Annotated in this window: 23 protein-coding genes; 18 read left to right on the top strand and 5 right to left on the bottom strand. The window is 70.7% G+C overall.

The annotated features are described in order from the left end of the window. Window positions 1-4: 4 nt before the first annotated feature. Window positions 5-1,264 carry a histidine--tRNA ligase gene (gene hisS, locus ABZZ20_RS13650; protein ID WP_356869588.1) on the top strand — a complete coding sequence of 420 codons (1,260 nt, stop codon included), beginning with the start codon at window positions 5-7 and terminating at the stop codon, window positions 1,262-1,264. A 128-nt stretch (window positions 1,265-1,392) separates the two neighbouring features. Here hisS and ABZZ20_RS13645 read toward each other — a convergent pair whose 3' ends face one another. Genes ABZZ20_RS13645 through ABZZ20_RS13630 form a run of 4 tightly spaced genes read right to left on the bottom strand, consistent with a single transcriptional unit; the run spans window position 1,393 to window position 4,964 of the window. After that, window positions 1,393-2,019 (bottom strand): response regulator transcription factor, encoded by a 627-nt coding sequence (locus ABZZ20_RS13645; protein WP_356869587.1) that lies wholly within the window; start codon window positions 2,017-2,019, stop codon window positions 1,393-1,395. Window positions 2,020-2,032: 13 nt separating this feature from the next. After that, entirely contained in the window at window positions 2,033-3,271 is a 1,239-nt protein-coding gene (locus tag ABZZ20_RS13640) for a sensor histidine kinase (RefSeq protein ID WP_356869586.1), read from the bottom strand. Next, a complete protein-coding gene (locus ABZZ20_RS13635) occupies window positions 3,229-4,083 on the bottom strand; it encodes an ABC transporter permease (protein ID WP_356869585.1) in 855 nt (284 codons plus the stop codon). Before ABZZ20_RS13635 ends, ABZZ20_RS13640 begins: the two co-directional genes overlap by 43 nt. Then, complete coding sequence (locus tag ABZZ20_RS13630; RefSeq protein ID WP_356869584.1) at window positions 4,080-4,964, bottom strand: ABC transporter ATP-binding protein; 885 nt, start codon at window positions 4,962-4,964, stop codon at window positions 4,080-4,082. Before ABZZ20_RS13630 ends, ABZZ20_RS13635 begins: the two co-directional genes overlap by 4 nt. Window positions 4,965-5,101: 137 nt before the next feature. Between ABZZ20_RS13630 and ABZZ20_RS13625 the strand changes: the two genes are divergently transcribed. Beyond that, complete coding sequence (locus tag ABZZ20_RS13625) at window positions 5,102-5,716, top strand: vitamin K epoxide reductase family protein (RefSeq protein ID WP_356869583.1); 615 nt, start codon at window positions 5,102-5,104, stop codon at window positions 5,714-5,716. A 59-nt stretch (window positions 5,717-5,775) separates the two neighbouring features. Further along, the gene (locus ABZZ20_RS13620; protein ID WP_356869582.1) at window positions 5,776-7,125 is read left to right on the top strand and encodes a replication-associated recombination protein A; all 1,350 of its coding nucleotides are present in this window, start codon (window positions 5,776-5,778) and stop codon (window positions 7,123-7,125) included. An 83-nt stretch (window positions 7,126-7,208) separates the two neighbouring features. Here ABZZ20_RS13620 and ABZZ20_RS13615 read toward each other — a convergent pair whose 3' ends face one another. Next, window positions 7,209-7,859 (bottom strand): DUF2470 domain-containing protein, encoded by a 651-nt coding sequence (locus tag ABZZ20_RS13615; RefSeq protein ID WP_356869581.1) that lies wholly within the window; start codon window positions 7,857-7,859, stop codon window positions 7,209-7,211. 295 nt (window positions 7,860-8,154) lie between these two features. Here ABZZ20_RS13615 and rpsD point away from each other — a divergent pair, with 295 nt between their 5' ends. From rpsD to nusB, 15 genes are all read left to right on the top strand, one after another. Next, the gene (gene rpsD / locus ABZZ20_RS13610; protein WP_030294564.1) at window positions 8,155-8,766 is read left to right on the top strand and encodes a 30S ribosomal protein S4; all 612 of its coding nucleotides are present in this window, start codon (window positions 8,155-8,157) and stop codon (window positions 8,764-8,766) included. Between the two features lie 263 nt (window positions 8,767-9,029). Beyond that, window positions 9,030-9,461, top strand: a complete 432-nt coding sequence (locus tag ABZZ20_RS13605; protein ID WP_356869580.1) for a DUF948 domain-containing protein — start codon at window positions 9,030-9,032, stop codon at window positions 9,459-9,461. Window positions 9,462-9,469: 8 nt separating this feature from the next. Continuing rightward, window positions 9,470-9,820, top strand: coding sequence for a DUF6167 family protein (locus tag ABZZ20_RS13600; RefSeq protein ID WP_356869579.1), 351 nt, complete (start codon window positions 9,470-9,472; stop codon window positions 9,818-9,820). Further along, on the top strand, window positions 9,820-12,489 hold the full coding sequence (gene alaS, locus ABZZ20_RS13595) for an alanine--tRNA ligase (RefSeq protein WP_356869578.1): 2,670 nt from the start codon (window positions 9,820-9,822) through the stop codon (window positions 12,487-12,489). The genes ABZZ20_RS13600 and alaS overlap by 1 nt, the downstream gene beginning before the upstream one ends. Window positions 12,490-12,491: 2 nt before the next feature. After that, a complete protein-coding gene (gene ruvX / locus ABZZ20_RS13590) occupies window positions 12,492-12,962 on the top strand; it encodes a Holliday junction resolvase RuvX (RefSeq protein ID WP_356869577.1) in 471 nt (156 codons plus the stop codon). 128 nt (window positions 12,963-13,090) lie between these two features. Continuing rightward, window positions 13,091-14,833, top strand: a complete 1,743-nt coding sequence (mltG, locus tag ABZZ20_RS13585; RefSeq protein WP_356869576.1) for an endolytic transglycosylase MltG — start codon at window positions 13,091-13,093, stop codon at window positions 14,831-14,833. Window positions 14,834-14,839: 6 nt separating this feature from the next. Continuing rightward, window positions 14,840-15,670 (top strand): shikimate dehydrogenase, encoded by an 831-nt coding sequence (locus tag ABZZ20_RS13580; protein WP_356869575.1) that lies wholly within the window; start codon window positions 14,840-14,842, stop codon window positions 15,668-15,670. A gap of 259 nt (window positions 15,671-15,929) precedes the next feature. Beyond that, entirely contained in the window at window positions 15,930-17,114 is a 1,185-nt protein-coding gene (gene aroC, locus ABZZ20_RS13575; RefSeq protein WP_356869574.1) for a chorismate synthase, read from the top strand. Continuing rightward, window positions 17,111-17,629 carry a shikimate kinase gene (locus ABZZ20_RS13570; protein WP_356869573.1) on the top strand — a complete coding sequence of 173 codons (519 nt, stop codon included), beginning with the start codon at window positions 17,111-17,113 and terminating at the stop codon, window positions 17,627-17,629. Before aroC ends, ABZZ20_RS13570 begins: the two co-directional genes overlap by 4 nt. Then, window positions 17,626-18,717 carry a 3-dehydroquinate synthase gene (gene aroB / locus ABZZ20_RS13565; RefSeq protein WP_356869572.1) on the top strand — a complete coding sequence of 364 codons (1,092 nt, stop codon included), beginning with the start codon at window positions 17,626-17,628 and terminating at the stop codon, window positions 18,715-18,717. The genes ABZZ20_RS13570 and aroB overlap by 4 nt, the downstream gene beginning before the upstream one ends. Continuing rightward, a complete protein-coding gene (aroQ, locus tag ABZZ20_RS13560; RefSeq protein ID WP_356869571.1) occupies window positions 18,714-19,154 on the top strand; it encodes a type II 3-dehydroquinate dehydratase in 441 nt (146 codons plus the stop codon). The genes aroB and aroQ overlap by 4 nt, the downstream gene beginning before the upstream one ends. 80 nt (window positions 19,155-19,234) lie before the next feature. Further along, on the top strand, window positions 19,235-20,002 hold the full coding sequence (locus tag ABZZ20_RS13555) for an AAA family ATPase (RefSeq protein WP_356869570.1): 768 nt from the start codon (window positions 19,235-19,237) through the stop codon (window positions 20,000-20,002). A 129-nt stretch (window positions 20,003-20,131) separates the two neighbouring features. Beyond that, entirely contained in the window at window positions 20,132-21,241 is a 1,110-nt protein-coding gene (locus ABZZ20_RS13550) for an aminopeptidase P family protein (RefSeq protein ID WP_356869569.1), read from the top strand. A gap of 58 nt (window positions 21,242-21,299) precedes the next feature. Beyond that, on the top strand, window positions 21,300-21,866 hold the full coding sequence (efp, locus tag ABZZ20_RS13545) for an elongation factor P (protein ID WP_356869568.1): 567 nt from the start codon (window positions 21,300-21,302) through the stop codon (window positions 21,864-21,866). 2 nt (window positions 21,867-21,868) lie between these two features. Next, window positions 21,869-22,300, top strand: a complete 432-nt coding sequence (gene nusB, locus ABZZ20_RS13540; RefSeq protein ID WP_356848408.1) for a transcription antitermination factor NusB — start codon at window positions 21,869-21,871, stop codon at window positions 22,298-22,300. Window positions 22,301-22,482 lie beyond the last annotated feature (182 nt).

Below are 22,482 nucleotides of genomic sequence, written 5' to 3'. Positions count from 1 at the left end.
TTTCGTGAGTACCTTCAAGGCCCCCAAGGGCACGTACGACCTGATCCCGCCGTACTCGGCGAAGTACCTGGCCGTCCGGGACGCCATCTCCGGCCCCCTCCGGCTGTCCGGCTACGGGTACGTCGAGACCCCCGGCTTCGAGGACGTGGACCTGTTCGCCCGCGGTGTCGGTGAGTCCACCGACATCGTGACCAAGGAGATGTACACCCTCACCACGAAGGGCGGCGCCAATCTGGCGCTGCGTCCCGAGGGGACCGCCTCCGTGCTGCGCGCGGCGCTGGAGGCGAACCTGCACAAGGCCGGCGGCCTGCCGGTGAAGCTCTGGTACTCGGGCTCGTACTACCGCTACGAGCGCCCGCAGAAGGGCCGCTACCGCCACTTCTCGCAGGTGGGCGCGGAGGCGATCGGCGCCGAGGACCCGGCGCTGGACGCCGAGCTGATCATCCTGGCAGACCAGGCGTACCGCGCGCTGGGCCTGCGCAACTTCCGCATCCTGCTGAACTCGCTGGGCGACAAGGAGTGCCGCCCGGTGTACCGGGAGGCGCTGCAGTCCTTCCTGCGCGGGCTGGACCTGGACGCGGAGACCGTGCGCCGCGCCGAGATCAACCCGCTGCGCGTGCTCGACGACAAGCGGGCGGACGTCCAGAAGCAGCTGGTCGGTGCGCCGATGCTGCGCGACTACCTGTGCGACGCGTGCAAGGCGTACCACGAGGAGGTGCGGACGCTGATCACGGCGGCCGGAGTCGCCTTCGAGGACGACGAGAAGCTGGTGCGCGGGCTGGACTACTACACGCGGACCACGTTCGAGTTCGTGCACGACGGCCTTGGGTCGCAGTCGGCGGTCGGCGGCGGCGGTCGCTACGACGGCCTGTCCGAGATGATCGGCGGTCCGGCGCTGCCGTCGGTGGGCTGGGCGCTGGGCGTGGACCGTACGGTGCTGGCGCTCGAAGCGGAGGGCGTCGAACTGGACATCCCGCCGGCGACGTCGGTGTTCGCGGTGGCGCTGGGCGAGGCGAAGCCGGTCCTGTTCGGCCTCGTGACCGAGCTGCGGCGGGCGGGTGTCGCCGCCGACATCTCGTACGGGGGCAAGGGCCTCAAGGGTGCGATGAAGGACGCCAACCGGTCGGGCGCGCGGTTCGCGATCGTCGCGGGCGACCGTGACCTCGCCGAGGGCGTGGTCCAGCTGAAGGACATGGAGTCCGGGGAGCAGTCCCCGGTCGCCGTGACGGACGTGGTCGAGGTCCTGCGGACCAAGCTGGCCTGAGGGCCACGACCGCCGAGCCTCGGGCGGGGCCGGGAGCCGTTCCGCTGCGCGGAACCCTCCCGGCCCCGCCCTTTCGTCGTACCCCCGGTCCGGGGCGTCGCCATCGGACCGGGGGAAGGCGGCGCCCGTCACAGCAGGCCGTGGCGCATCGCCGTGGTCACCGCCGCAGTGCGGTCCGTGACCTCCAGTTTTCCGAAGACGCGGAGCAGATGGGTCTTGACCGTGGATTCCGCCACGAACAGGCGACGGCCGATCTCGGCATTCGTCGCCCCCTCCGCGACCAGGCGGAGCACCGCCACCTCCCGGTCCGACAGCCTCGGCCGCTCCGGCCGGGTGCGGAGCTGGTCGACCAGGCGGCTCGCCACCGTCGGGGCGAGCACCGTCTCGCCCCGCACCGCCGCCCGTACCGCGGCCGCGAGCTCCGCCCGCGCCATGTCCTTCAGCAGGTAGCCCGCCGCCCCCGCCTCCACCGCGCGCAGGATGTCCCGGTCGTTCTCGTACGTCGTCAGGACCACCACCTTCACCGGCAGCCCGGCCGCGCCGATGCGGGCGATGGACTCTACGCCGTCGCCGCCCGGCATCCGCAGGTCCATCAGGATCAGGTCCAGGTCGGGCAGCAGCTGCGCGGCCAGCGCCTCCGCCTGCGGGCCGTTCGCGGCCTCCGCGACGACCTCCAAGTCCGGCTCGGCGCTGAGCATGCCGCGCAGGCCCTCGCGTACCACCGGGTGGTCGTCGGCCAACAGGATGCGGATCATGTCGTACGGCTCCTCAGCAGGTCGGGAGGGTGACGGTGACGGTGGTGCCGGACCCCGCGGAGCTGTCGACCGTGGCCGTGCCGCCGACCTCCCCCGCACGGGCGCGGAGCCCCCGCAGGCCGTAGCCCGGGGTGGGGGCCGCCGGATCGAAGCCGCGCCCGGTGTCCCGGACCGTGACGGTCAGTTCCTCGTCGCCGTAGGCCAGGGACAGCGTGCAGCGGGCGTCCGGGCCGGCGTGCTTCGAGGCGTTCGACAGGGATTCCTGACAGGAGCGCAGGGCCACCACCTCCAGGGCCGCGGCCAGCGGGCGGACCTCCCCGGTCACCGTCACGGCCGCCGGCGGGTCGTGCCGGGCCGCGAGGCGGCGCACCGCGTCCGGCAGGGAGCCGACGTCCAGGTCGGTGGGGGCGCCGCCGGAGATCAGGGCCCGAGCTTCGGCCAGGTTCTGCCGGGCGGTGGCGGCCATCAGGTCCAGGTGGCGGTGGGCCTGCCCCGGATCCGTGTCCAGCTCCGACTGGACGGCCTGGACCAGCATCAGCAGGCTCGTGAAGCCCTGGGCGAGGGTGTCGTGGATCTCGCGGGACATGCGTTCCCTTTCGGCGTGCGCGCCGTGCGCGGCGGAGAGCCGGGCCACCTCCTCCCGGCTGGCGTCGAGTTCTGTGATCAGTGAGGCCCGCTCCTGGCTCTGCTCGATGATCCGGATGATCCAGGCACCGAAGAAGGCGGAGAAGGCGAAGCTGACGACCGCGCCGGCCGCGTCGATGAAGACGACGTGGGCCGCCGGACGCCACAGCAGCGTCCACCCGGCCACCGGCAGCACGGACACCACTCCCATCGCCCCGATCGCCCGGCGCACCGGCAGCAGCATGAAGCAGTGCGGGGCCAGCGCGAAAGTGATCAGCCGGGTCTCGCCGACCAGGCAGGCGGCGGGCAGGAACAGGGCCAGCGCCACGCCCAAGTAGCGCAGGGACAGGGCCGGTTCGGCGCCGGACTCGCGCAGCAGCAGGGGCCGACCGGCCCACGCGTACCACGGCACCATCAGTGCGAGCAGGGCGAAGGCGGGGAACCGGTACGACAGCGACGGGAAGTCCGCGCCCAGCACGAAGGCGACGGTCGCGACCCACACGACGCCGAAGTAGACGTCCCACGGCCCGAACGCGCGGTCCCAGACGTGGGCCTCGCGCGCTCCGGCCGGTCCGGTGAAGCCGCTCAGCCGTCCCGGCGGTTCTTCCACGTGAAGGTCAGCAGACACAGGACCAATCCTCCGACGACCCAGGCCCCCAGGACCAGGGCGACCTTTCCGTACTCCCAACTGCCCGTCTGTTCCAGGACGGCCGCGGACTCCGGCAGGAACACCCCGCGCAGGCCCTGGCACATCCACTTGAGGGGGAAGAGCGCGCCGATGTTCAGCAGCCAGTTGGGAATCGCGTTGACCGGGATGAAGACGCCGGAGACGAACTGCAGGATCAGGAAGGGCAGGACGACCACCGAGCTGGCGCTCTTGCCCGACTTGGGCAGGCTGCTGACGGCGATGCCGAGCAGGGCGCAGCCGGTCAGGCCGAGGACGAAGATCCAGCCGAAGGTGAGCCACTTGGCGGCGGAGGTCGGCAGGTCGAGGCCGAAGAGGGTGGAGCCGACGAGCAGCAGGATCGCGGTCTCGGCGAGTCCGGTGGCGAGCACCATCCAGACCTTGCCGAGGAAGTACGCGGCCGGCGGCATCGGGGTCCCGCGCAGCCGGCGCAGCACCTTCTCGTCCCGTTCGACGGCGATCGATATGCCGAGCGACTGGAAGCTGGTGGACATGATGCCCGCGGCGATCATGCCGGCGGCGTAGAGCTGGGAGGCGGTGATCCCCGTGTTCTCCACGCTGTCGCGGAAGATCGAGGCGAACAGGGCGAGGAAGACGACCGGGAACGCGAAGGTGAAGACCATCGAGTCGCGCTGGCGGACGAACTGCTTGATCTCCAGGGCCCCGCGGCTCAGGCCCAGCGCCCAGGCTCCGGGCAGTGCCTTCGCGGTCGCGGCGGGCCCACCGGTCGTGGTGGTGGCGGCGGTCGTGCTCATCGTGCGTCCTGCGAGTCCTGCGGCGTGGCCATGGGTGCGAGCTGGCCCGTGAGGCGCAGGTACACGTCCTCCAGGGTGGGCCGGCCGATCTTCAGCCCCGGGATCTCTCCCTCGAAGCGGGACATGAGCCGGGCGACCGTACGGGTGGGGGTGTCGGTGGCGATGCTCCGCGGGGTGCCGTCAGCCTCCGTCCATTCGACGGTGGCGCCGGTGCCGAAGCGGGAGCGCAGCTCGGCCGGCTCGCCTTCGGCGACGAGCTTGCCGCTCGAAATGACCGCGAGGCGGTCGGCGAGGGCTTCGGCCTCCTCCAGGTAGTGCGTGGTGAGCACGATGGTGGTGCCCTCGGCGGAGAGCAGCCGGATCAGGTCCCAGAACCGGCGGCGGGCCGCCGGGTCGAAGCCGGTGGTCGGCTCGTCGAGGAGCAGCAGTTCGGGATCCCCGATGATGCCGAGCGCCACGTCGAGGCGGCGTCGCTGGCCGCCCGAGAGGCCCTTCACGCGCTGGTCGCGCTTCTGCTCCAGGCCGACCAGGGCGATGACCCCGGCGGGGTCACGCGGGGCCGGGTAGTAGCGGGCGAAGTGCTCGACCGTCTCCCGTACCGTCAGTTCGGCGGGCGCGGACTCGTCCTGCCAGACGATCCCGACGCGCGAGCGCCAGGCCCGGCCCGCCGAGGCCGGGTCCGCGCCGAGCACGCTGACCTCGCCGCCGTCCCGTTCGCGGTGGCCCTGGAGGATCTCCACCGTGGTGCTCTTGCCGGCGCCGTTGGGACCGAGAAGTCCGAAGACCTCGCCCTGCCGGATCGTCAGGTCCAGACCGTCCACCGCGGTGACTTCGCCGTACTGCTTGCGAAGCCCCCGTACTTCCACCGCGTTCTGTGTCATGTTCCGAATGGTGCGGCCCCAAGGGCTCCGCCGGTCCCCCCGTGCGTACGTCCTTATGTCCATCGAACGGTGGACACCGGGCTCCGTACGGCACAATGGCCGGTGCTTGTTGACCTTGCAGATGTGGAGCGGGCGGTATGACGATACGAGGTACGGACGCAGACGCCGCCCCGCGGACGGTCGGTGCCAGCCGGGCACTGGCCCTGCTGCTGGTGATCACGGGCGCCGCGGGACTGCTCGCGGCCTGGGTGATCACGATCGACAAGTTCAAACTGCTGGAGGACCCGAACTTCACGCCGGGTTGCAGCCTGAACCCGATCGTCTCGTGCGGCAACATCATGAAGAGCGAGCAGGCGTCGGTCTTCGGCTTCCCGAACCCGATGCTGGGACTCGTCGGGTACGGCATCGTGATCTGCGTGGGCATGAGCGTGCTGGCCGGGGCTCGCTTCCGCCCCTGGTACTGGCTCACCTTCAACGCGGGCACCTTGTTCGGGGTCGTCTTCTGCACCTGGCTGATGTACCAGTCGCTGTACAACATCAACTCGCTGTGCCTGTGGTGCAGCCTGGCCTGGGTCGCCACGATCTTCATGTTCTGGTACGTCACCGCGCACAACGTGACCGAGGGCCTGCTGCCCGCCCCGGGCTGGCTGCGGGGCTTCCTCGACGAGTTCACCTGGGTGCTGCCGGTACTGCACGTCGGGATCATCGGCATGCTGATCCTGACCCGCTGGTGGGACTTCTGGACGTCCTGAGCCGGCAGTCGGTGCCCGAGCTCGTCACCGGTGTCGGTGGGCTCGCTTAGGCTTCCCGTGTGGAACCAGACCTGTTCACCGCTGCTGCCGAAGACCGCAGGGAGAAGGACCCGGCGAGTTCCCCGCTCGCCGTCCGGATGCGCCCGCGCACCCTGGACGAGGTCGTCGGCCAGCAGCACCTGCTGAAACCCGGATCGCCGCTGCGGCGGCTGGTCGGGGACGGAGCAGGGGGGCCGGCCGGCGCCTCGTCGGTGATCCTGTGGGGCCCGCCGGGCATCGGCAAGACCACCCTGGCGTACGTGGTGAGCCAGGCGACGCAGAAGCGGTTCGTGGAACTGTCGGCCATCACGGCGGGCGTCAAAGAGGTACGGGCCGTCATCGAGGGCGCCAAGCGGGCGGCCGGCGGGTACGGCAAGGAGACCGTCCTCTTCCTCGACGAGATCCACCGCTTCAGCAAGGCCCAACAGGACTCGCTGCTCCCGGCCGTGGAGAACCGCTGGGTGACCCTGATCGCGGCGACCACGGAGAACCCGTACTTCGCGATCATCTCCCCCCTGCTGTCGCGGTCGCTGCTGCTGACGCTGGAGCCGCTGACGGACGAGGACCTGAGCGCGCTGATGCGGCGGGCGCTGACGGAGGAGCGGGGGCTGGGCGGTGCCGTCTCCCTCCCGGCGGACGCGGAGGCGCACCTGCTGCGGATCGCCGGTGGCGACGCACGGCGGGCGCTGACGGCGTTGGAGGCCGGAGCCGGTTCGGCGATCGCCAAGGGGGAGTCCGAGATCAGCCTCCGGACGGTGGAGGAGGCCGTCGACCGGGCGGCAGTGACCTACGACCGGGACGGCGACCAGCACTACGACGTCGCGAGCGCGCTGATCAAGTCGATCCGGGGCTCGGACGTGGACGCCGCGCTGCACTACCTGGCGCGGATGATCGAGGCGGGTGAGGACCCGCGGTTCATCGCACGGCGTCTGATGATCTCGGCGAGCGAGGACATCGGGCTGGCGGACCCGACGGCCCTGCCGCTCGCGGTGGCCGCGGCGCAGGCGGTGGCGATGATCGGCTTCCCCGAGGCGGCGCTGACGCTGTCGCACGCGACGATCGCGCTGGCGCTGGCCCCGAAGTCGAACACGGCGACGACGGCGATCGGCGCGGCGCTGGCGGACGTCCGGGCGGGCCTGGCGGGCCCGGTGCCCACGCACCTGCGCGACGGCCACTACAAGGGGGCGGCGAAGCTGGGGCACGCGGTCGGGTACGTGTACCCGCACGACGTGCCGGGCGCGATCGCCGCGCAGCAGTACGCCCCCGATGCGGTGCACGGCAAGCGGTACTACGAGCCGACCCGGTACGGCGCCGAGGCGCGGTACGCGGACGTGGTGGACAAGGTCCGCGAGAGGCTCCGCGGCGCCTGACCCCGCGCGTTCGGGGCGCGGGTACGGTCGGGCCCGGTGCTGTGACCGGAAGCGTTCACCGGCAAACCCTTGCGGTCACAGCACTAGCCGCCCGCCGTCGCGAACAGCGCGTGCATCGCCCCGCGCAGGTCGCGGACGTCGCGCACCGGCGAGGGGAAGTCGAAGCGGGCGTCGAAGCAGGACCCGTCGCCCGTGAAGCGGACCCGCAGGCCCAGCCGGTCCAGCGCCAGCGGGACGGCCGTCAGGCCCGCCCCCTCCCGCGGGTCGAGCAGCGCGCCCAGGTCCGCGATCCGGTCCCGGTGGGCGGCGGCCAGGTGCTGGAGGAGCTCCGTCTCGTGGGCGACCAGCGGGTCCGGTTCCGTCGCGGACAGGGCGTCCGGGTCCACGTGCGCCGTGCCCCACAGATCGTCCACCGCTATCTCGCCGACCTCCAGGCGGAGCATCACGAAGTACGGACGGCCGTGCAGCCCGAGCAGCTCGCCCACAGGGTGGCGCTCCGCCAGCAGTGCGGCGCAGGCCGCGCGGTCCCCCCGGGGCACCTGCGTCAGCCACCCGGCCAGCCACGCGCGGCCTCGGATACGATGGGGAACGGACACCGGCGCCACGTCCGTGATCTCGATCACGGCGGTGAGGTCGTCGTCCTGGGCGTGAGCGGCTGCTCTGGCAACCGCGGATTCCCCTGGTACCAGGAGAATCACGTCCCCGTCCGGGGTGACGGTCCGCGCGACCGGCATCCCTGTCCCACACTCTCCCTGGTCAAGGGACCACAGCTGGTCACGAGCACCTGGCAGCGTGAGGGATACTGAGGCGTTGGACTCTACGAGGGTTCGTACGCGTTCGGCTCCGGTGAGCTGCCGAACGCCTTCCCTGGGACGCGGCTGACCTTGCTTATCGTCGTCGAAAGCGGATTCCGTTTCGTTGGAACCCGAACTGCGATGCGCACTGGGCAGGGGGATCCCATGCGGTCGAGACATTACGTCCTCCTCGCTAAGGTAAGCCTCACCTAACTTACATGGAGGTAGGTTCCACGTGAACCAGAAGCGACCCAAGGTCAAGAAGTCGCGTGCCCTCGGCATTGCGCTGACCCCGAAGGCCGTCAAGTACTTCGAGGCCCGCCCCTACCCGCCGGGCGAGCACGGCCGTGGCCGCAAGCAGAACTCGGACTACAAGGTTCGTCTGCTCGAGAAGCAGCGTCTGCGCGCTCAGTACGACATCTCTGAGCGTCAGATGGCCCGCGCGTACGACCGCGCCAAGAAGGCCGAAGGCAAGACGGGCGAGGCGCTGGTCGTCGAGCTCGAGCGTCGCCTCGACGCCCTGGTCCTGCGTTCGGGCATCGCCCGCACCATCTACCAGGCCCGCCAGATGGTCGTTCACGGCCACATCGAGGTCAACGGTGGCAAGGTCGACAAGCCGTCGTTCCGTGTCCGTCCGGACGACGTCATCACCGTGCGCGAGCGCAGCCGTGAGAAGGTTCCGTTCCAGGTTGCCCGCGAGGGTGGCTACGCAGGCGAGGGCGAGACCCCGCGCTACCTGCAGGTCAACCTGAAGGCCCTGGCCTTCCGCCTGGACCGTGACCCGAACCGCAAGGAAATCCCGGTCATCTGCGACGAGCAGCTCGTCGTCGAGTACTACGCCCGCTGATCCAGCGGTCGTAGCCTCACAGGCTGGTCAGCCCGTCGGTTCCCCCTGGGGGGAGCCGACGGGCTTCCTGCTTTCCGGCCGGCCCGGCCGCGCCGTGTTCCGGCCCCTGTCACACGGGACACGGAAGGCGGCGGTTCGGATGCGTGGCGTACGCGGCGGATCCGGCGGACCCGGAATTCCGGTACGGCGGTGGATCTCCGGCGCGATAGGGTCGGAGGACGACTTTTCTATGTAGTGATCAACAGGCAGAGAGCGGTGCAAACGTGTCCGGTGGAGAGGTGGCCGGGATCCTCGTGGCCGTCTTCTGGGCCATCCTGGTCTCCTTCCTCGCCGTGGTGCTGGTGAGGCTGGCCCAGGTGCTCAAGGCGGCCACTCGACTGGTGGCCGACGTGACCGACCAGGCCGTCCCGCTCCTGGCGGACGCCTCCACCACCGTCCGCTCCGCGCGCACCCAGCTCGACCGGGTCGACGCCATCGCGAGCGACGTCCAGGAAGTCACGTCGAACGCCTCCGCACTGTCCTCCACCGTTGCCTCCACCTTCGGCGGTCCGCTGGTCAAGGTCGCGGCCTTCGGCTACGGAGTCCGCAAGGCCCTGGGCAAAAACACGGAAGACGCACCGCGCAAGACGTCCCGACGTACCGTGATCGTTGGCCGTACGGTGCCGGCGGCCCGGCGCCGGAAGCAGAAGGGCTGAAACCTCCGATGTTCCGCCGAGCCTTCTGGTTCACCGCAGGCGCAGCCGCCGGCGTGTGGGCCACCACCAAGGTCAACCGCCAGCTCAAGAAGCTGACGCCGGAGAGCCTCGCCGCCCAGGCCGCCGACAAGGCCGTGGAGGCGGGTCACCGCCTCAAGGACTTCGCCCTCGACGTGAAGGCGGGAATGTCGCAGCGCGAGCACGAGCTGAACGACGCACTGGGGTTGCACCAGGACCCCGACCGGCCCGACAACGTCACCGCCCTCCCCGGGCCGCGGCGGCTGCGGGCCCTCCAGAACGACAAGACCACCCACGAGATCCGCTCGGCGGGTTCGTACAACCGGAATGAGGACCACTGATGGAGTCGGCTGAAATCCGCCGCCGCTGGCTGAGCTTCTTCGAGGAGCGCGGTCACGCCGTTGTCCCTTCGGCGTCGCTCATCGCGGACGACCCGACTCTGCTGCTGGTCAACGCGGGCATGGTCCCCTTCAAGCCGTACTTCCTCGGCGAGACCAAGCCCCCGGCCCCGCGGGCCACGAGCGTGCAGAAGTGCGTCCGTACGCCGGACATCGAAGAGGTCGGCAAGACCACCCGCCACGGCACGTTCTTCCAGATGTGCGGCAACTTCTCCTTCGGCGACTACTTCAAGGAAGGCGCCATCAAGTACGCCTGGGAGCTGCTCACCAGCTCCGTGGCGGACGGTGGCTACGGCCTGGAGCCGGAGAAGCTCTGGATCACCGTCTACCTCGACGACGACGAGGCGGAGACGATCTGGCGCGACGTCATCGGCGTCCCCGCCGAGCGCATCCAGCGCCTGGGCAAGAAGGACAACTTCTGGTCCATGGGCGTCCCGGGTCCCTGCGGCCCGTGCTCCGAGATCAACTACGACCGCGGCCCGGAATTCGGCGTCGAGGGCGGCCCGGCCGTCAACGACGAGCGCTACGTGGAGATCTGGAACCTGGTCTTCATGCAGTACGAGCGCGGCGCCGGCGAGGGCAAGGAAGACTTCCCGATCCTCGGTGACCTGCCGTCGAAGAACATCGACACCGGCCTCGGCCTCGAACGCCTCGCGATGATCCTGCAGGGCGTGCAGAACATGTACGAGACCGACACCCTGCGCGTGGTCATGGACAAGGCCACCGAGCTGACCGGCGTGCGGTACGGCGCCGCGCAAGACACGGACGTCTCGATGCGCGTGGTCGCCGACCACATCCGCACCTCCGTGATGCTCATCGGCGACGGCGTGACCCCCGGCAACGAGGGCCGCGGTTATGTGCTGCGCCGCATCATGCGCCGCGCCATCCGCAACATGCGCCTCATGGGTGCAACGGGTCCGGTCGTCCAGGACCTCGTCGACGTAGTGATCAACACGATGGGGCAGCAGTACCCGGAGCTGATCACCGACCGCAAGCGCATCGAGACCGTCGCGCTCGCCGAAGAGGCCGCCTTCCTCAAGGCCCTCAAGGGCGGCACCAACATCCTCGACACCGCCGTGACCGAGACCAAGGCCGCCGGCGGCACGGTCCTCTCCGGCGACCAGGCGTTCCTGCTCCACGACACCTGGGGCTTCCCGATCGACCTCACCCTGGAGATGGCCTCCGAGCAGGGCCTCTCCGTGGACGAGGCCGGCTTCCGGCGCCTGATGCAGGAGCAGCGCGACCGGGCCAAGGCCGACGCCAGGGCCAAGAAGACCGGCCACGCCGACGTCTCCTCGTACCGCGAGATCGCCGACAGCGCCGGTGCCACCGAGTTCACCGGCTACGCCACCACGCAGGGCGAGTCCACCATCGTCGGCCTCCTGGTCAACGGCGTCTCCGCGCCCGCGGCCTCCGAAGGCGACGAGGTCGAGGTCGTCCTCGACCGGACCCCCTTCTACGCCGAGGGCGGCGGCCAGCTCGCCGACCAGGGCCGCATCAAGCTCGACTCGGGCGCGATCATCCAGGTCCGCGACGTGCAGCAGCCGGTCCCGGGCGTCTCCGTCCACAAGGGCTCAGTCCAGGTCGGCGAGGTGACGGTGGGCGCCTCCGCGTACGCCGCCATCGACGTGCACCGTCGCCGGGCCATCGCCCGCGCCCACTCGGCCACGCACCTGACCCACCAGGCGCTGCGCGACGCCCTCGGCCCGACGGCCGCCCAGGCCGGTTCCGAGAACTCGCCCGGGCGCTTCCGCTTCGACTTCGGCTCCCCGAACGCCGTCCCCGGCACGGTCCTCACCGACGTCGAGCAGAAGATCAACGACGTGCTCTCCCGTGAACTCGAAGTCACGGCCGAGATCATGAGCATCGACGAGGCGAAGAAGCAGGGCGCCATCGCCGAGTTCGGCGAGAAGTACGGCGAGCGCGTGCGCGTCGTCACCATCGGCGACTTCTCCAAGGAGCTGTGCGGCGGTACGCACGTCGGCAACACCGCCCAGCTGGGTCTGGTGAAGCTGCTCGGCGAGTCCTCCATCGGCTCCGGCGTTCGCCGCGTCGAAGCCCTCGTCGGTGTGGACGCGTACAACTTCCTCGCCAAGGAGCACACGGTCGTCGCCCAGCTCCAGGAGCTGGTCAAGGGGCGTCCGGAGGAGCTGCCGGAGAAGATCGCCTCCATGCTCGGCAAGCTGAAGGACGCCGAGAAGGAGATCGAGAAGTTCCGCGCGGAGAAGGTCCTCCAGGCCGCCGCGGGGCTCGCCGAGAACGCCCAGGACATCCGCGGCGTCGCCCTCGTCGTGGGGACGGTGCCGGATGGCACCGGCGCCGACGACCTGCGCAAGCTGGTCCTCGACGTCCGCGGCCGCATCCAGGGCGACCGCCCGGTCGTCGTGGCCCTGTTCACCACGGCGGGCGGGCGCCCGCTGACCGTCATCGCCACCAACGAGGCCGCCCGCGAGCGCGGCCTCAAGGCCGGTGAACTGGTCCGCACCGCGGCCAAGACCCTCGGAGGCGGCGGAGGCGGCAAGCCGGACGTCGCCCAGGGCGGCGGCCAGAACCCGGCCGCCATCCCCGAGGCCATCGCCGCGGTCGAACGCCTCGTCGTCGAGACGGTCTGACCATGACGTTGCGCCGCGGTCGCCGTCTCGCCATCGACGTCGGGGACGCCCGGATCGGGGTCGCCTCGTGCGACCCCGACGGGGTGCTGGCCACACCGGTGGAAACCGTTCCGGGCCGGGACATCCCCTTCGCTCACCGTCGGCTGCGGCAGCTCGTCGAGGAGTACGACCCCCTGGAAGTCGTGGTCGGTCTGCCCCGCTCGCTCAGCGGGCGGGAGGGTCCGGCCGCGGCCAAGGTGCGGGCCTTCGCCACGGAACTCGCCAAGGGCATCAAGCCGGTGACGGTCCGGCTCGTGGACGAGCGGATGACCACGGTCACCGCCGCCCAGGGGCTGCGCGCCTCGGGAAGGAACGCCAAGAAGGGCCGCTCCGTGATCGACCAGGCGGCCGCGGTGGTGATCCTTCAGAACGCTCTTGAGACCGAACGGGTATCGGGTAATCCTCCCGGTGAGTGCGTCGAAGTGGTTGTCTGATCGCGATACGGTAACGTTCCGCGCGATGCGGCGGCATTCGAACAGTCGTCGCCCACCACTTCAGAGGCGGAACCGGGTGCCGCGGCGGACCTAGCCGTTGTACTCCGTCTCGCGGCTCTAGGGGATCGATGACTGAGTATGGCCGGGGCCGTGGCCCCGAACCGTGGCACCCGGAGGACCCCCTGTACGGGGACCCCGGGTGGACCGGGCACGAGGCCCAGCAGGCTCAGACGCCCTATGCCGGTGGCCCGCAGCAGCAGTACCCACAGGAGCCGCAGTACCCGCAGCAGCAGGAGCCGCAGTACCCGCAGCAGTACGTGCAGCAGGGGCAGTACCCGGAGCAGCACCCGGGCTACGCCCAGCAGCCGCAACAGGGCTACGCCCCGCAACAGGCTCAGCAGGGCTATGCCCCGCAACAGCCTCAGCAACAGCTTCCCCAGCAGCAGCAGCCGCAGCAGCCGACGTACGCCGGCCAGGCCTGGGACACCGGCCAGGGCCAGTACGTCGGCGTCCCGCAGGCCGACCCGTACGTCGGCGCGGATCCGTACGCCCAGCAGCCCGTCGGCGGCTACCCGGGCGAGACCCCTGATCTCTACGGCACCGAAGAGGCCTATCCGCCTCCGGAGCCCCCGGGCCGGCGCCAGCCGCAGCTCCCCGAGCAGCAGGACGAGGAGTCCGACTCCTTCTTCGCCGCCGGCGGTGACGGCGAGGACGGTGACGGCGAGGACAGCGACGAGGGTGACGGCGGGCGCCGCGGGGGCCGCTCCAAGGGCGGCAAGCCCAAGAAGCGCAGCGGTGCGGCCTGCCTGATCGCCTCCCTCGTCATCGTCGGCGTGCTCGGCGGTGGCGGCTACTACGGCTTTACGTACCTCAAGGCGAGGTTCGGCGCCACCGAGGACTTCGTGGGCGAGGGCACGGGCGAGGTCGTCGACGTGGAGATCCCCAAGGGCGCGGGCCTGGGACAGATGGGCCGGATCCTCAAGGAGGCCGGAGTGGTCGCCAGCGCCCAGGCCTTCGTCGACGCCGCGAACGCCAATCCCAAGGGCAAGTCCATTCAGCCGGGCATCTACCCGATGCAGAAGAAGATGTCGGGTGCGGCGGCCGTCGCGCTGATGATCGACCCCACCAAGCTGAACGTCATCACCGTCACCGAGGGCATGCGCAACGCCAGGGTGTACGAAGCGATCGACAAGAAGCTGGGCAAGCCCGAGGGCACCACCCGGGACATTGCCCAGCGCGATGCCAAGAACCTCGGACTTCCGGCCTGGGCCGGCAACAACCCGAAGATCATGGACCCGCTCGAAGGCTTCCTGTACCCGGCGCGCTACGACCTCAGCAAGGACAGCACGCCCGAGTCGCTGCTCAAGCAGATGGTCACGAACGCGACCGCCAAGTACTCGGAGCTGGGCATCGAGGGCAAGGCCAAGGAGCTGGGCCTGGAGAACCCGCTCCAGGTGGTCACGGTCGCCAGCCTCGTCAACGCCGAGGGCAAGAACCACGACGACTTCCGGAAGATGTCCGAGGTGGTCTACAACCGCCTGAAGAAGACCAACGACGTCACCAACCAGAAGCTCGAATTCGACTCGACGTACAACTACATCAAGGGCAGGAGCGACCTCAATTTCTCCATCAAGGAGGCGAGGGCGCTCGACCACCCGTACAACACGCACTTCGTCAAGGGCCTGCCCCCCGGCCCGATCGGGAACCCCGGAGCGGACGCGCTGAACGCTACGCTCAACCCCGATCACGGCGGCTGGATGTTCTTCGTGTCGGTCGACGGCGACAAGACGACCTTCACCCAGACCTACGAGGAGCACATGAAGCTCGTCGCCGAGTTCCAGGCACGGCAGAAGCAGAAGAACGGCGGGTAGCAGGACATGTCACGGATACGGGCCGCGGTGCTGGGGTCGCCCATCGAGCATTCCCTCTCCCCGGTGCTGCACCGCGCCGCGTACCGGGAGCTCGGCCTCGACGACTGGTCGTACGACCGTTTCGAGATAGACGAGGCCGCGCTCCCGCGGTTCGTGGCCGGACTCGGCCCCGAGTGGGCCGGGCTGTCCCTGACCATGCCGCTGAAGCGGGCGATCATCCCGTTGCTCGACGGCATCAGTGACACCGCCGCCTCGGTGGAGGCGGTCAACACGGTCGTCCTGACGGAGGACGGCCGGCGCCTCGGTGACAACACCGACATCCCCGGGATCGTCGCCGCGTTCCACGAGCGCGGCGTAGAGCAGGTGGAGAAGGCCGCCATCCTCGGCGCCGGCGCCACCGCCTCCTCGGCGCTGGCCGCACTCGCGCGGATCTGCTCCGGCGAGGTCACCGTGTACGTGCGCTCCCGGGCCCGGGCCGACGAGATGCGGCAGTGGGGCGAGCGCCTCGGCGTCGCCGTCCGCGCGGCCGACTGGTCCGACGCCGCCGCGGCGCTGACCGCGCCGCTGGTGATCGCCACCACCCCGGCGGGCGCCACGGACTGGCTGGCACCCGCCGTACCGGCCGCCGGTGCCGGGACCCTGTTCGACGTCCTGTACGACCCGTGGCCGACCGCTCTCGCCGCGGCCTGGTCGGAGCGCGGAGGTCAGCTCCTCGGAGGCTTGGACCTCCTCGTCCACCAAGCGGTGCTCCAGGTCCAACAGATGACCGGGCGCCCCACCGCACCACTGGCCGCCATGCGGGCCGCGGGCGAGGCCGCGCTGCGCGCTCGCCACTGAACCGCCGGCACACCTGATGCACTCCATGCGCTGATCTTGCTCGCGGACGGTCGGACCAGCAGGGTGAGTACGGGGTGCACGGCCGTCCGACAGCTGGACCGGATCGCCGTGCACCGGCCCGGACGTGGGAGGATCGGGTGTGGCGGGTCCGGGCCGCTTCCCCAGCTGTCGCTGGGTGGAGGTGCCCCCGGCCGGAGGCTGGGGGAGCGCCCCCAGGGCCGCGCCGCCGCAGTACCAGGCGCGAGCATGAGGAGCATCGTTGAGCAGGTTGCGTTGGCTGACCGCCGGGGAGTCGCACGGTCCGGCGTTGGTGGCGACGCTGGAGGGGCTTCCCGCCGGCGTTCCGGTCACCACGGAGTTGGTGGCCGATCATCTGGCGCGGCGTCGGCTCGGGTACGGGCGTGGTGCGCGGATGAAGTTCGAGCAGGACGAGGTGACGTTCCTGGGCGGGGTCCGGCACGGGTTGTCTTTGGGCTCGCCCATCGCGGTGATGGTGGGGAACACGGAGTGGCCGAAGTGGGAGAAGGTGATGTCGGCCGACCCCGTGGATCCGTCCGAGTTGAAGGAGACGGGTCGTAATGCGCCGTTGACGCGTCCGCGGCCGGGCCATGCGGATCTGGCGGGGATGCAGAAGTACGGGTTCGACGAGGCGCGGCCGATCTTGGAGCGTGCGAGTGCGCGGGAGACCGCGGCGCGGGTGGCGTTGGGTGCGATCGCGCGGTCGTTCGTGAAGGAGACGGCGGGGATCGAGATCGTCTCGCACGTGGTGGAGTTGGCTTCGGCGAGGGCCCCGTACGGTGTGTACCCGACGCCGGAGGACGTGGCGGCGCTGGATGCGGACCCGGTGCGGTGTTTGGACGCGGATGCGTCGGCAGCGATGGTCGCGGAGATCGATCAGGCGCACAAGGACGGCGACACCCTGGGTGGGGTGGTGGAGGTCCTGGCGTACGGGGTGCCGGTGGGTCTCGGGTCGCACGTGCACTGGGACCGACGGCTGGACGCGCGGTTGGCGGCTGCGTTGATGGGCATCCAGGCGATCAAGGGTGTGGAGGTCGGTGACGGTTTCGACCTGGCGCGGGTGCCGGGTTCGAAGGCGCACGACGAGATCGTGGCGACGGCCGAGGGCATCCGGCGTACTTCGGGTCGTTCCGGTGGTACGGAGGGTGGTCTGTCCACGGGTGAATTGCTGCGGGTGCGGGCGGCGATGAAGCCGATCGCGACGGTTCCCAAGGCGTTGGCGACGGTCGACGTGGCCACCGGTGAGGCCGCTGCCGCGCATCATCAGCGGTCCGATGTGTGTGCGGTTCCGGCGGCGGGCATCGTGGCCGAGGCGATGGTCGCGCTGGTCCTCGCGGACGCGGTCGTGGAGAAGTTCGGTGGGGACTCGGTGCCCGAGACCCGCCGCAACGTCCGCTCGTACCTCGACAACCTGCAGATCCGGTGACGGGCGGACCGCTGGTCGTCCTCGTCGGCCCCATGGGGTCCGGCAAGTCCACGGTGGGCGGGCTGCTCGCCGAGCGGCTCGGCGTCCCCTACCGGGACACCGACGCCGATATCGTCGCGGCCCAGGGCCGCGAGATCTCGGACATCTTCGTCGACGAGGGCGAACCGTACTTCCGTGAACTGGAACGGCAGGCGGTCGCCGCCGCCGTCGCCGAGCACACCGGCGTCCTCGCCCTCGGCGGCGGCGCCGTCCTCGACGCGGGCACCCGGGAACTGCTGGCTGGCCTGCCCGTCGCCTACCTGTCGATGGACGTCGAGGAAGCCGTCCGACGCGTCGGCCTGGGCGCCGCGCGCCCGCTGCTCGCCGTCAACCCGCGCCGCCAGTGGCGCGAGCTGATGGAGGCCCGCCGCCCCCTGTACACCGAAGTCGCGCGCGTCGTGGTGGCCACCGACGACCGCACCCCCACAGAGGTCGCCCAGGCGGTCCTCGATGCTCTGGAGTTGAAGGACGTATGACAGACCAGGTGACGCGCATCCACGTCGGTGGCAGCAGCGGCCACGATCCGTACGACGTGCTGGTCGGGCGGCAGCTGCTCGGCGAGCTGGGCAACCTGATCGGTACGAAGGCCCAGAGGGTCGCCGTGATCCACCCCGAGGCGCTGGCCTCGACCGGTGAGGCGCTGCGAGACGACCTGGCCGAGCAGGGCTACGAGGCCGTCGCCATCCAGGTGCCGAACGCCGAAGAGGCCAAGACGGTCGAGGTCGCCGCGTACTGCTGGAAGGCCCTCGGCCAGTCCGGCTTCACCCGCACCGACGTGATCGTCGGCGTCGGGGGCGGTGCCACCACGGACCTGGCGGGCTTCGTCGCGGCCTCCTGGCTGCGCGGGGTGCGCTGGATCGCCGTACCGACCACCGTACTGGCGATGGTGGACGCGGCCGTCGGCGGTAAGACCGGCATCAACACCGCCGAGGGCAAGAACCTGGTGGGCGCCTTCCACCCGCCCGCCGGCGTGCTGTGCGACCTGGCGGCACTGGACTCGCTGCCGGTCAACGACTACGTCAGCGGCCTCGCCGAGATCATCAAGGCCGGCTTCATCTCCGATCCGGTGATCCTCGACCTGATCGAGGCGGACCCGGCGGCGGCCCGCACCCCCGACGGCCCGCACACCGCGGAGCTCATCGTGCGCTCGATCCAGGTCAAGGCGGACGTCGTCTCCAGCGACCTGAAGGAATCGGGCCTGCGGGAGATCCTCAACTACGGCCACACGCTGGCGCACGCCATCGAGAAGAACGAGCGCTACAAGTGGCGGCACGGCGCGGCCGTGTCGGTCGGCATGGTCTTCGCGGCCGAGCTCGGCAGACTCGCGGGCCGGCTGGACGACGCCACGGCCGACCGCCACCGGGAGATCCTGGCCGCCGTTGGGCTGCCGCTGACCTACCGCGGCGACCAGTGGCCCAAGCTGCTCCAGACCATGCAGGTCGACAAGAAGTCCCGCGGCAACCTGCTGCGCTTCATCGTCCTGGACGGGCTGGCCAAGCCCACCGTCCTGGAGGGCCCCGACCCGGCCCACCTCGTCGCCGCGTACGGCGAGGTGTCGGCGTGAGCCGCAAGGTCCTCGTGCTGAACGGCCCGAACCTGGGCCGGCTCGGGTCGCGCGAGCCCGACGTGTACGGCGCCACCTCTTACGCCGGGCTGGTCGAGAGCTGCCGCACGCTCGGCGAGGAACTCGGCTTCGACGTGGAGGTCCGCGAGACCAACGACGAGGGCGAGCTGATCCGCTGGCTGCACGAGGCGGCGGACGGCAAGATTCCGGTGGTCATCAACCCGGGTGCCTTCACGCACTACTCGTACGGGATGCGGGACGCGGCCGCGCAGCGCACCGCTCCGCTGATCGAGGTGCACATCTCGAACCCGTACGCCCGGGAGGAGTTCCGGCACACCTCGGTCATCGCCTCGGTGGCGACCGGGACGGTGGCGGGCTTCGGCATCGGCTCGTACCGGCTGGCGCTGCGCGCACTGGCGGACGAAGTCTCGCCCTGACGGTGCCGGTGGGCGGCGCGGCCTTCGTGGTCATATAACGTTCTCGCATCAGTCGCCGGAACGAGACGGAGTGGCAGCGGATGCAGCACGGAGTGGGGGGCGGCGGGGCGGGCTGGGGGCAGCCGGGACATCATCCGGCGGCGCCCCCGCAGCCGCCGATACCCCCTGCCCACGGGTGGCCGGTCCCTGCCCCGCCGCAGGGGCCGCCGCCCATGTCGCCACCATCGATGCCGCCCGGGCCGGAGGCCACGGGCCACATTCCGCTGCCGCCCGCGGTGGCCGGCGGCACTGGCGGGGCGACGCTGGCCGTGCTGCTGATCGGCCCGGCGGGCGCGGGGAAGACCACGGTCGCCCGGCACTGGGCGAGCACCCGGCCGGTGCCGACCGCGCACGTGAGCCTGGACGACGTCCGCGAGTGGGTGTGCTCGGGCTTCGCCGACCCGCAGGCGGGCTGGAACGACCATTCCGAGGCCCAGTACCGCCTGGCCCGCCGCACCTGCGGCTTCGCCGCCCGTAACTTCCTGGCGAACGGGATCTCGTGCATCGTCGACGACGCCGTCTTCCCCGACCGCCCGGCAGTCGGCCTGGGAGGGTGGAAGCGGCACGTGGGCCCGGCACTGCTGCCGGTGGTCCTCCTGCCGGGCTTGGAGATCGTCCTGGAGCGCAATGCCGCCCGCTCCGGGAACCGGCGCCTGTCGGACGAGGAGGTCGCCCGCATCCACGGCCGGATGGCGGGTTGGTACGGCTCCGGCCTGCCGATCATCGACAACTCGGACCTCGACGTGGAAGGCACGTCGCGCGCGTTGGACGAAGTCCTGGCCCGCGCCATCACCGCACCCGCCTTCTGAGCCGGGGTCGAGGACTTCCGCCGGCCCATCGGGCGCGCCTGCGGCGCCGTTCTCGACCACGGCCCGGCCGGCCCACGTACGGACCTGCTCATCAGGCCGGATGAGCGGCACGCTCGTAGGCTCGAAGACATGTCAGACGTGTACGCGGCCCGCCGGGGCCTGCTTCGCGACCGCTGTGCCGCCGCCGGGAACGCCGCCGCACTGATCACGCGTCCGGCGAACGTCCGCTACCTCGCCGGGGCGTCCCCACGGGGCGCCGTCCTGCTCGTCGGGCCGGGGAGCGAGGACGTGCTGTTCACCGTCGGCGCGCCCACGGGCGCAGCCGACGAAGGGCGCCTCGACGACCAGCTCAGGCTCTCCGTGCTCTCCAGCCCCGGCAGCGACGCCGCGGTAGCGGCCGGCGACATGGCCGGCTCCGCACGGGCCGAGTCACTGGCCGTCGAGGAACACCACCTCACCGTCGCCCGCCACCGTGCCCTGCGGTCCGTGGCGCCCGCACTGCGGCTCGAAGACCTCGGGAGCGCCGTGGAGCAGCAGCGCCTCGTCAAGGACGAGGAGGAGATCGCCTGCCTGCGGATCGCCGCCGAGATCGCCGACCAGGCGCTCGGAGAACTGCTGGAGTCGATCCTGGTGGGGCGTACGGAGCGACACCTCGCCCTGGAACTGGAACGGCGCCTCGTCGACCACGGTGCCGACGGACCGGCCTTCCCCACGTCCGTCGGCACCGGCCCCAACTCCGGCCGCCCCCGGCACCGGCCTTCAGACCGCCGCGTGGAGGAGGGCGACTTCCTCTCCGTCTGCCTCGGGGCCAACTACCGGGGCTACCGGTGCGAGATCGGCCGGACGTTCGTGATCGGCACCAGCCCCGCCGATTGGCAGATCGAGCTCTACGAACTCGTTTTCGCGGCCCAGCGGGCCGGGCGCGAGGCGCTCGTGCCGGGTGCCGCGTACCGAGAGGTCGACCGTGCTGCGCGCTCCGTACTCGACTCCGCCGGGCACGGGGAGGCACTCGCTCCGTGGACCGGACACGGGGTCGGTCTCGAAATCGACGAGGACCCGCAGCTTGCACCTACGGCAATGGGTAAACTGGACGCTTGCGTGCCGGTCACCGTCGAACCGGGGGTCCACCTCCCGGGCCGGGGCGGAGTCCGGATCGATGACACGCTCGTCGTACGCCCCGAGGCGGACGGCGGTCCCGAGCTACTCACCATTACGACCAAGGAGCTGCTCGCGCTCTAGCCGCTGCGGCGAGCTGTGCGCGCACCCGTGGTCTTCCAGTGCAGGAGATTCCGCAACCGTGGCTTCCACGAACGACCTCAAGAACGGCATGGTGCTCAAGCTCGACGGTGACCAGCTCTGGTCCGTCGTCGAGTTCCAGCACGTCAAGCCCGGCAAGGGCCCGGCCTTCGTGCGCACCAAGCTCAAGCACGTGCTCTCCGGCAAGGTCGTCGACAAGACGTTCAACGCCGGCACGAAGGTCGAGACGGCCACCATCGACCGCCGCGACATGCAGTTCTCGTACATGGACGGCGACTACTTCGTCTTCATGGACATGCAGACCTACGACCAGCTGATGGTCGACCGCAAGGCCGTCGGCGACTCCGCCAACTTCCTGATCGAGGGCATGACCGCCTCGGTGGCCCAGCACGAGGGCGAGGTGCTCTACGTCGAGCTCCCGGCCGCCGTCGAACTGGTCATCGAGCACACCGACCCGGGCGTCCAGGGCGACCGCTCCACCGGTGGCACCAAGCCGGCGCGCCTGGAGACCGGCTACGAGATCCAGGTTCCGCTCTTCGTCACCACGGGCGAGAAGGTCAAGGTCGACACCCGTACCAGCGACTACCTCGGCCGGGTGAGCAGCTAACCGTGGCTGCCCGCAGCAACGCGCGCAAGCGCGCCTTCCAGATCCTGTTCGAGGCCGACCAGCGCGGCGTGCCCGTGCGCGAGGTCCTCGCGGACTGGATTCGCCACGCACGGTCGGACGACCGGCAGCCGCCCGTCAGCGCCTTCACGATGGATCTCGTCGAGGGCTACGCCGACAAGGTGAACCGCATCGACGACCTGATCGTCACTTACGCCGTGGACTGGGAACTCGACCGCATGCCGGTCGTGGACCGGAACATCGTGCGGCTCGGTGCCTACGAGCTGATCTGGGTGGACGACACCCCGGACGCCGTAGCCATCGACGAGGCCGTGCAGCTGGCCAAGGAGTTCTCGACGGACGAGTCGCCCTCGTTCGTGAACGGGCTGCTGGCCCGCTTCAAGGACCTGAAGCCGAGCCTGCGCCGGGGCGAGTAGCCCCCGGCTGTTCGGCACGGAACGGAGGGCCCGCAGCGCGTCGCTGCGGGCCCTCCGTCGTGAGCCGCGAGATACGGCTTCGGGCCGCGAGATACGGCGCCCGGCGACATGAAACCGGCGTGGGGGGGGGGGGGGGGGGGGGGGGGGGGCCCCCCCGCGGCGCGGGGTAGGGGTTGGTGGGT

It is taken from the genome of Streptomyces sp. NPDC006430 (genome assembly GCF_040612395.1).
Classification (GTDB): Bacteria; Actinomycetota; Actinomycetes; order Streptomycetales; family Streptomycetaceae; genus Streptomyces.
This window is presented reverse-complemented; position numbering and strand designations above follow the sequence as displayed.

What these genes read in the sequence shown, in the direction of transcription:
- ABZZ20_RS13625 (WP_356869583.1), top strand. Translation starts at nt 5,102, where the DNA reads ATGACGATACGAGGTACGGACGCAGACGCCGCCCCGCGGACGGTCGGT.
- ABZZ20_RS13600 (WP_356869579.1), top strand. Translation starts at nt 9,470, where the DNA reads ATGTTCCGCCGAGCCTTCTGGTTCACCGCAGGCGCAGCCGCCGGCGTG.
- mltG (WP_356869576.1), top strand. Translation starts at nt 13,091, where the DNA reads ATGACTGAGTATGGCCGGGGCCGTGGCCCCGAACCGTGGCACCCGGAG.
- ABZZ20_RS13635 (WP_356869585.1), bottom strand. Translation starts at nt 4,083, where the DNA reads ATGAGCACGACCGCCGCCACCACCACGACCGGTGGGCCCGCCGCGACC.
- ABZZ20_RS13615 (WP_356869581.1), bottom strand. Translation starts at nt 7,859, where the DNA reads ATGCCGGTCGCGCGGACCGTCACCCCGGACGGGGACGTGATTCTCCTG.
- ABZZ20_RS13555 (WP_356869570.1), top strand. Translation starts at nt 19,235, where the DNA reads ATGCAGCACGGAGTGGGGGGCGGCGGGGCGGGCTGGGGGCAGCCGGGA.
- ruvX (WP_356869577.1), top strand. Translation starts at nt 12,492, where the DNA reads ATGACGTTGCGCCGCGGTCGCCGTCTCGCCATCGACGTCGGGGACGCC.
- ABZZ20_RS13630 (WP_356869584.1), bottom strand. Translation starts at nt 4,964, where the DNA reads ATGACACAGAACGCGGTGGAAGTACGGGGGCTTCGCAAGCAGTACGGC.
- ABZZ20_RS13645 (WP_356869587.1), bottom strand. Translation starts at nt 2,019, where the DNA reads ATGATCCGCATCCTGTTGGCCGACGACCACCCGGTGGTACGCGAGGGC.
- ABZZ20_RS13550 (WP_356869569.1), top strand. Translation starts at nt 20,132, where the DNA reads ATGTCAGACGTGTACGCGGCCCGCCGGGGCCTGCTTCGCGACCGCTGT.
- ABZZ20_RS13580 (WP_356869575.1), top strand. Translation starts at nt 14,840, where the DNA reads ATGTCACGGATACGGGCCGCGGTGCTGGGGTCGCCCATCGAGCATTCC.
- aroB (WP_356869572.1), top strand. Translation starts at nt 17,626, where the DNA reads ATGACAGACCAGGTGACGCGCATCCACGTCGGTGGCAGCAGCGGCCAC.
- alaS (WP_356869578.1), top strand. Translation starts at nt 9,820, where the DNA reads ATGGAGTCGGCTGAAATCCGCCGCCGCTGGCTGAGCTTCTTCGAGGAG.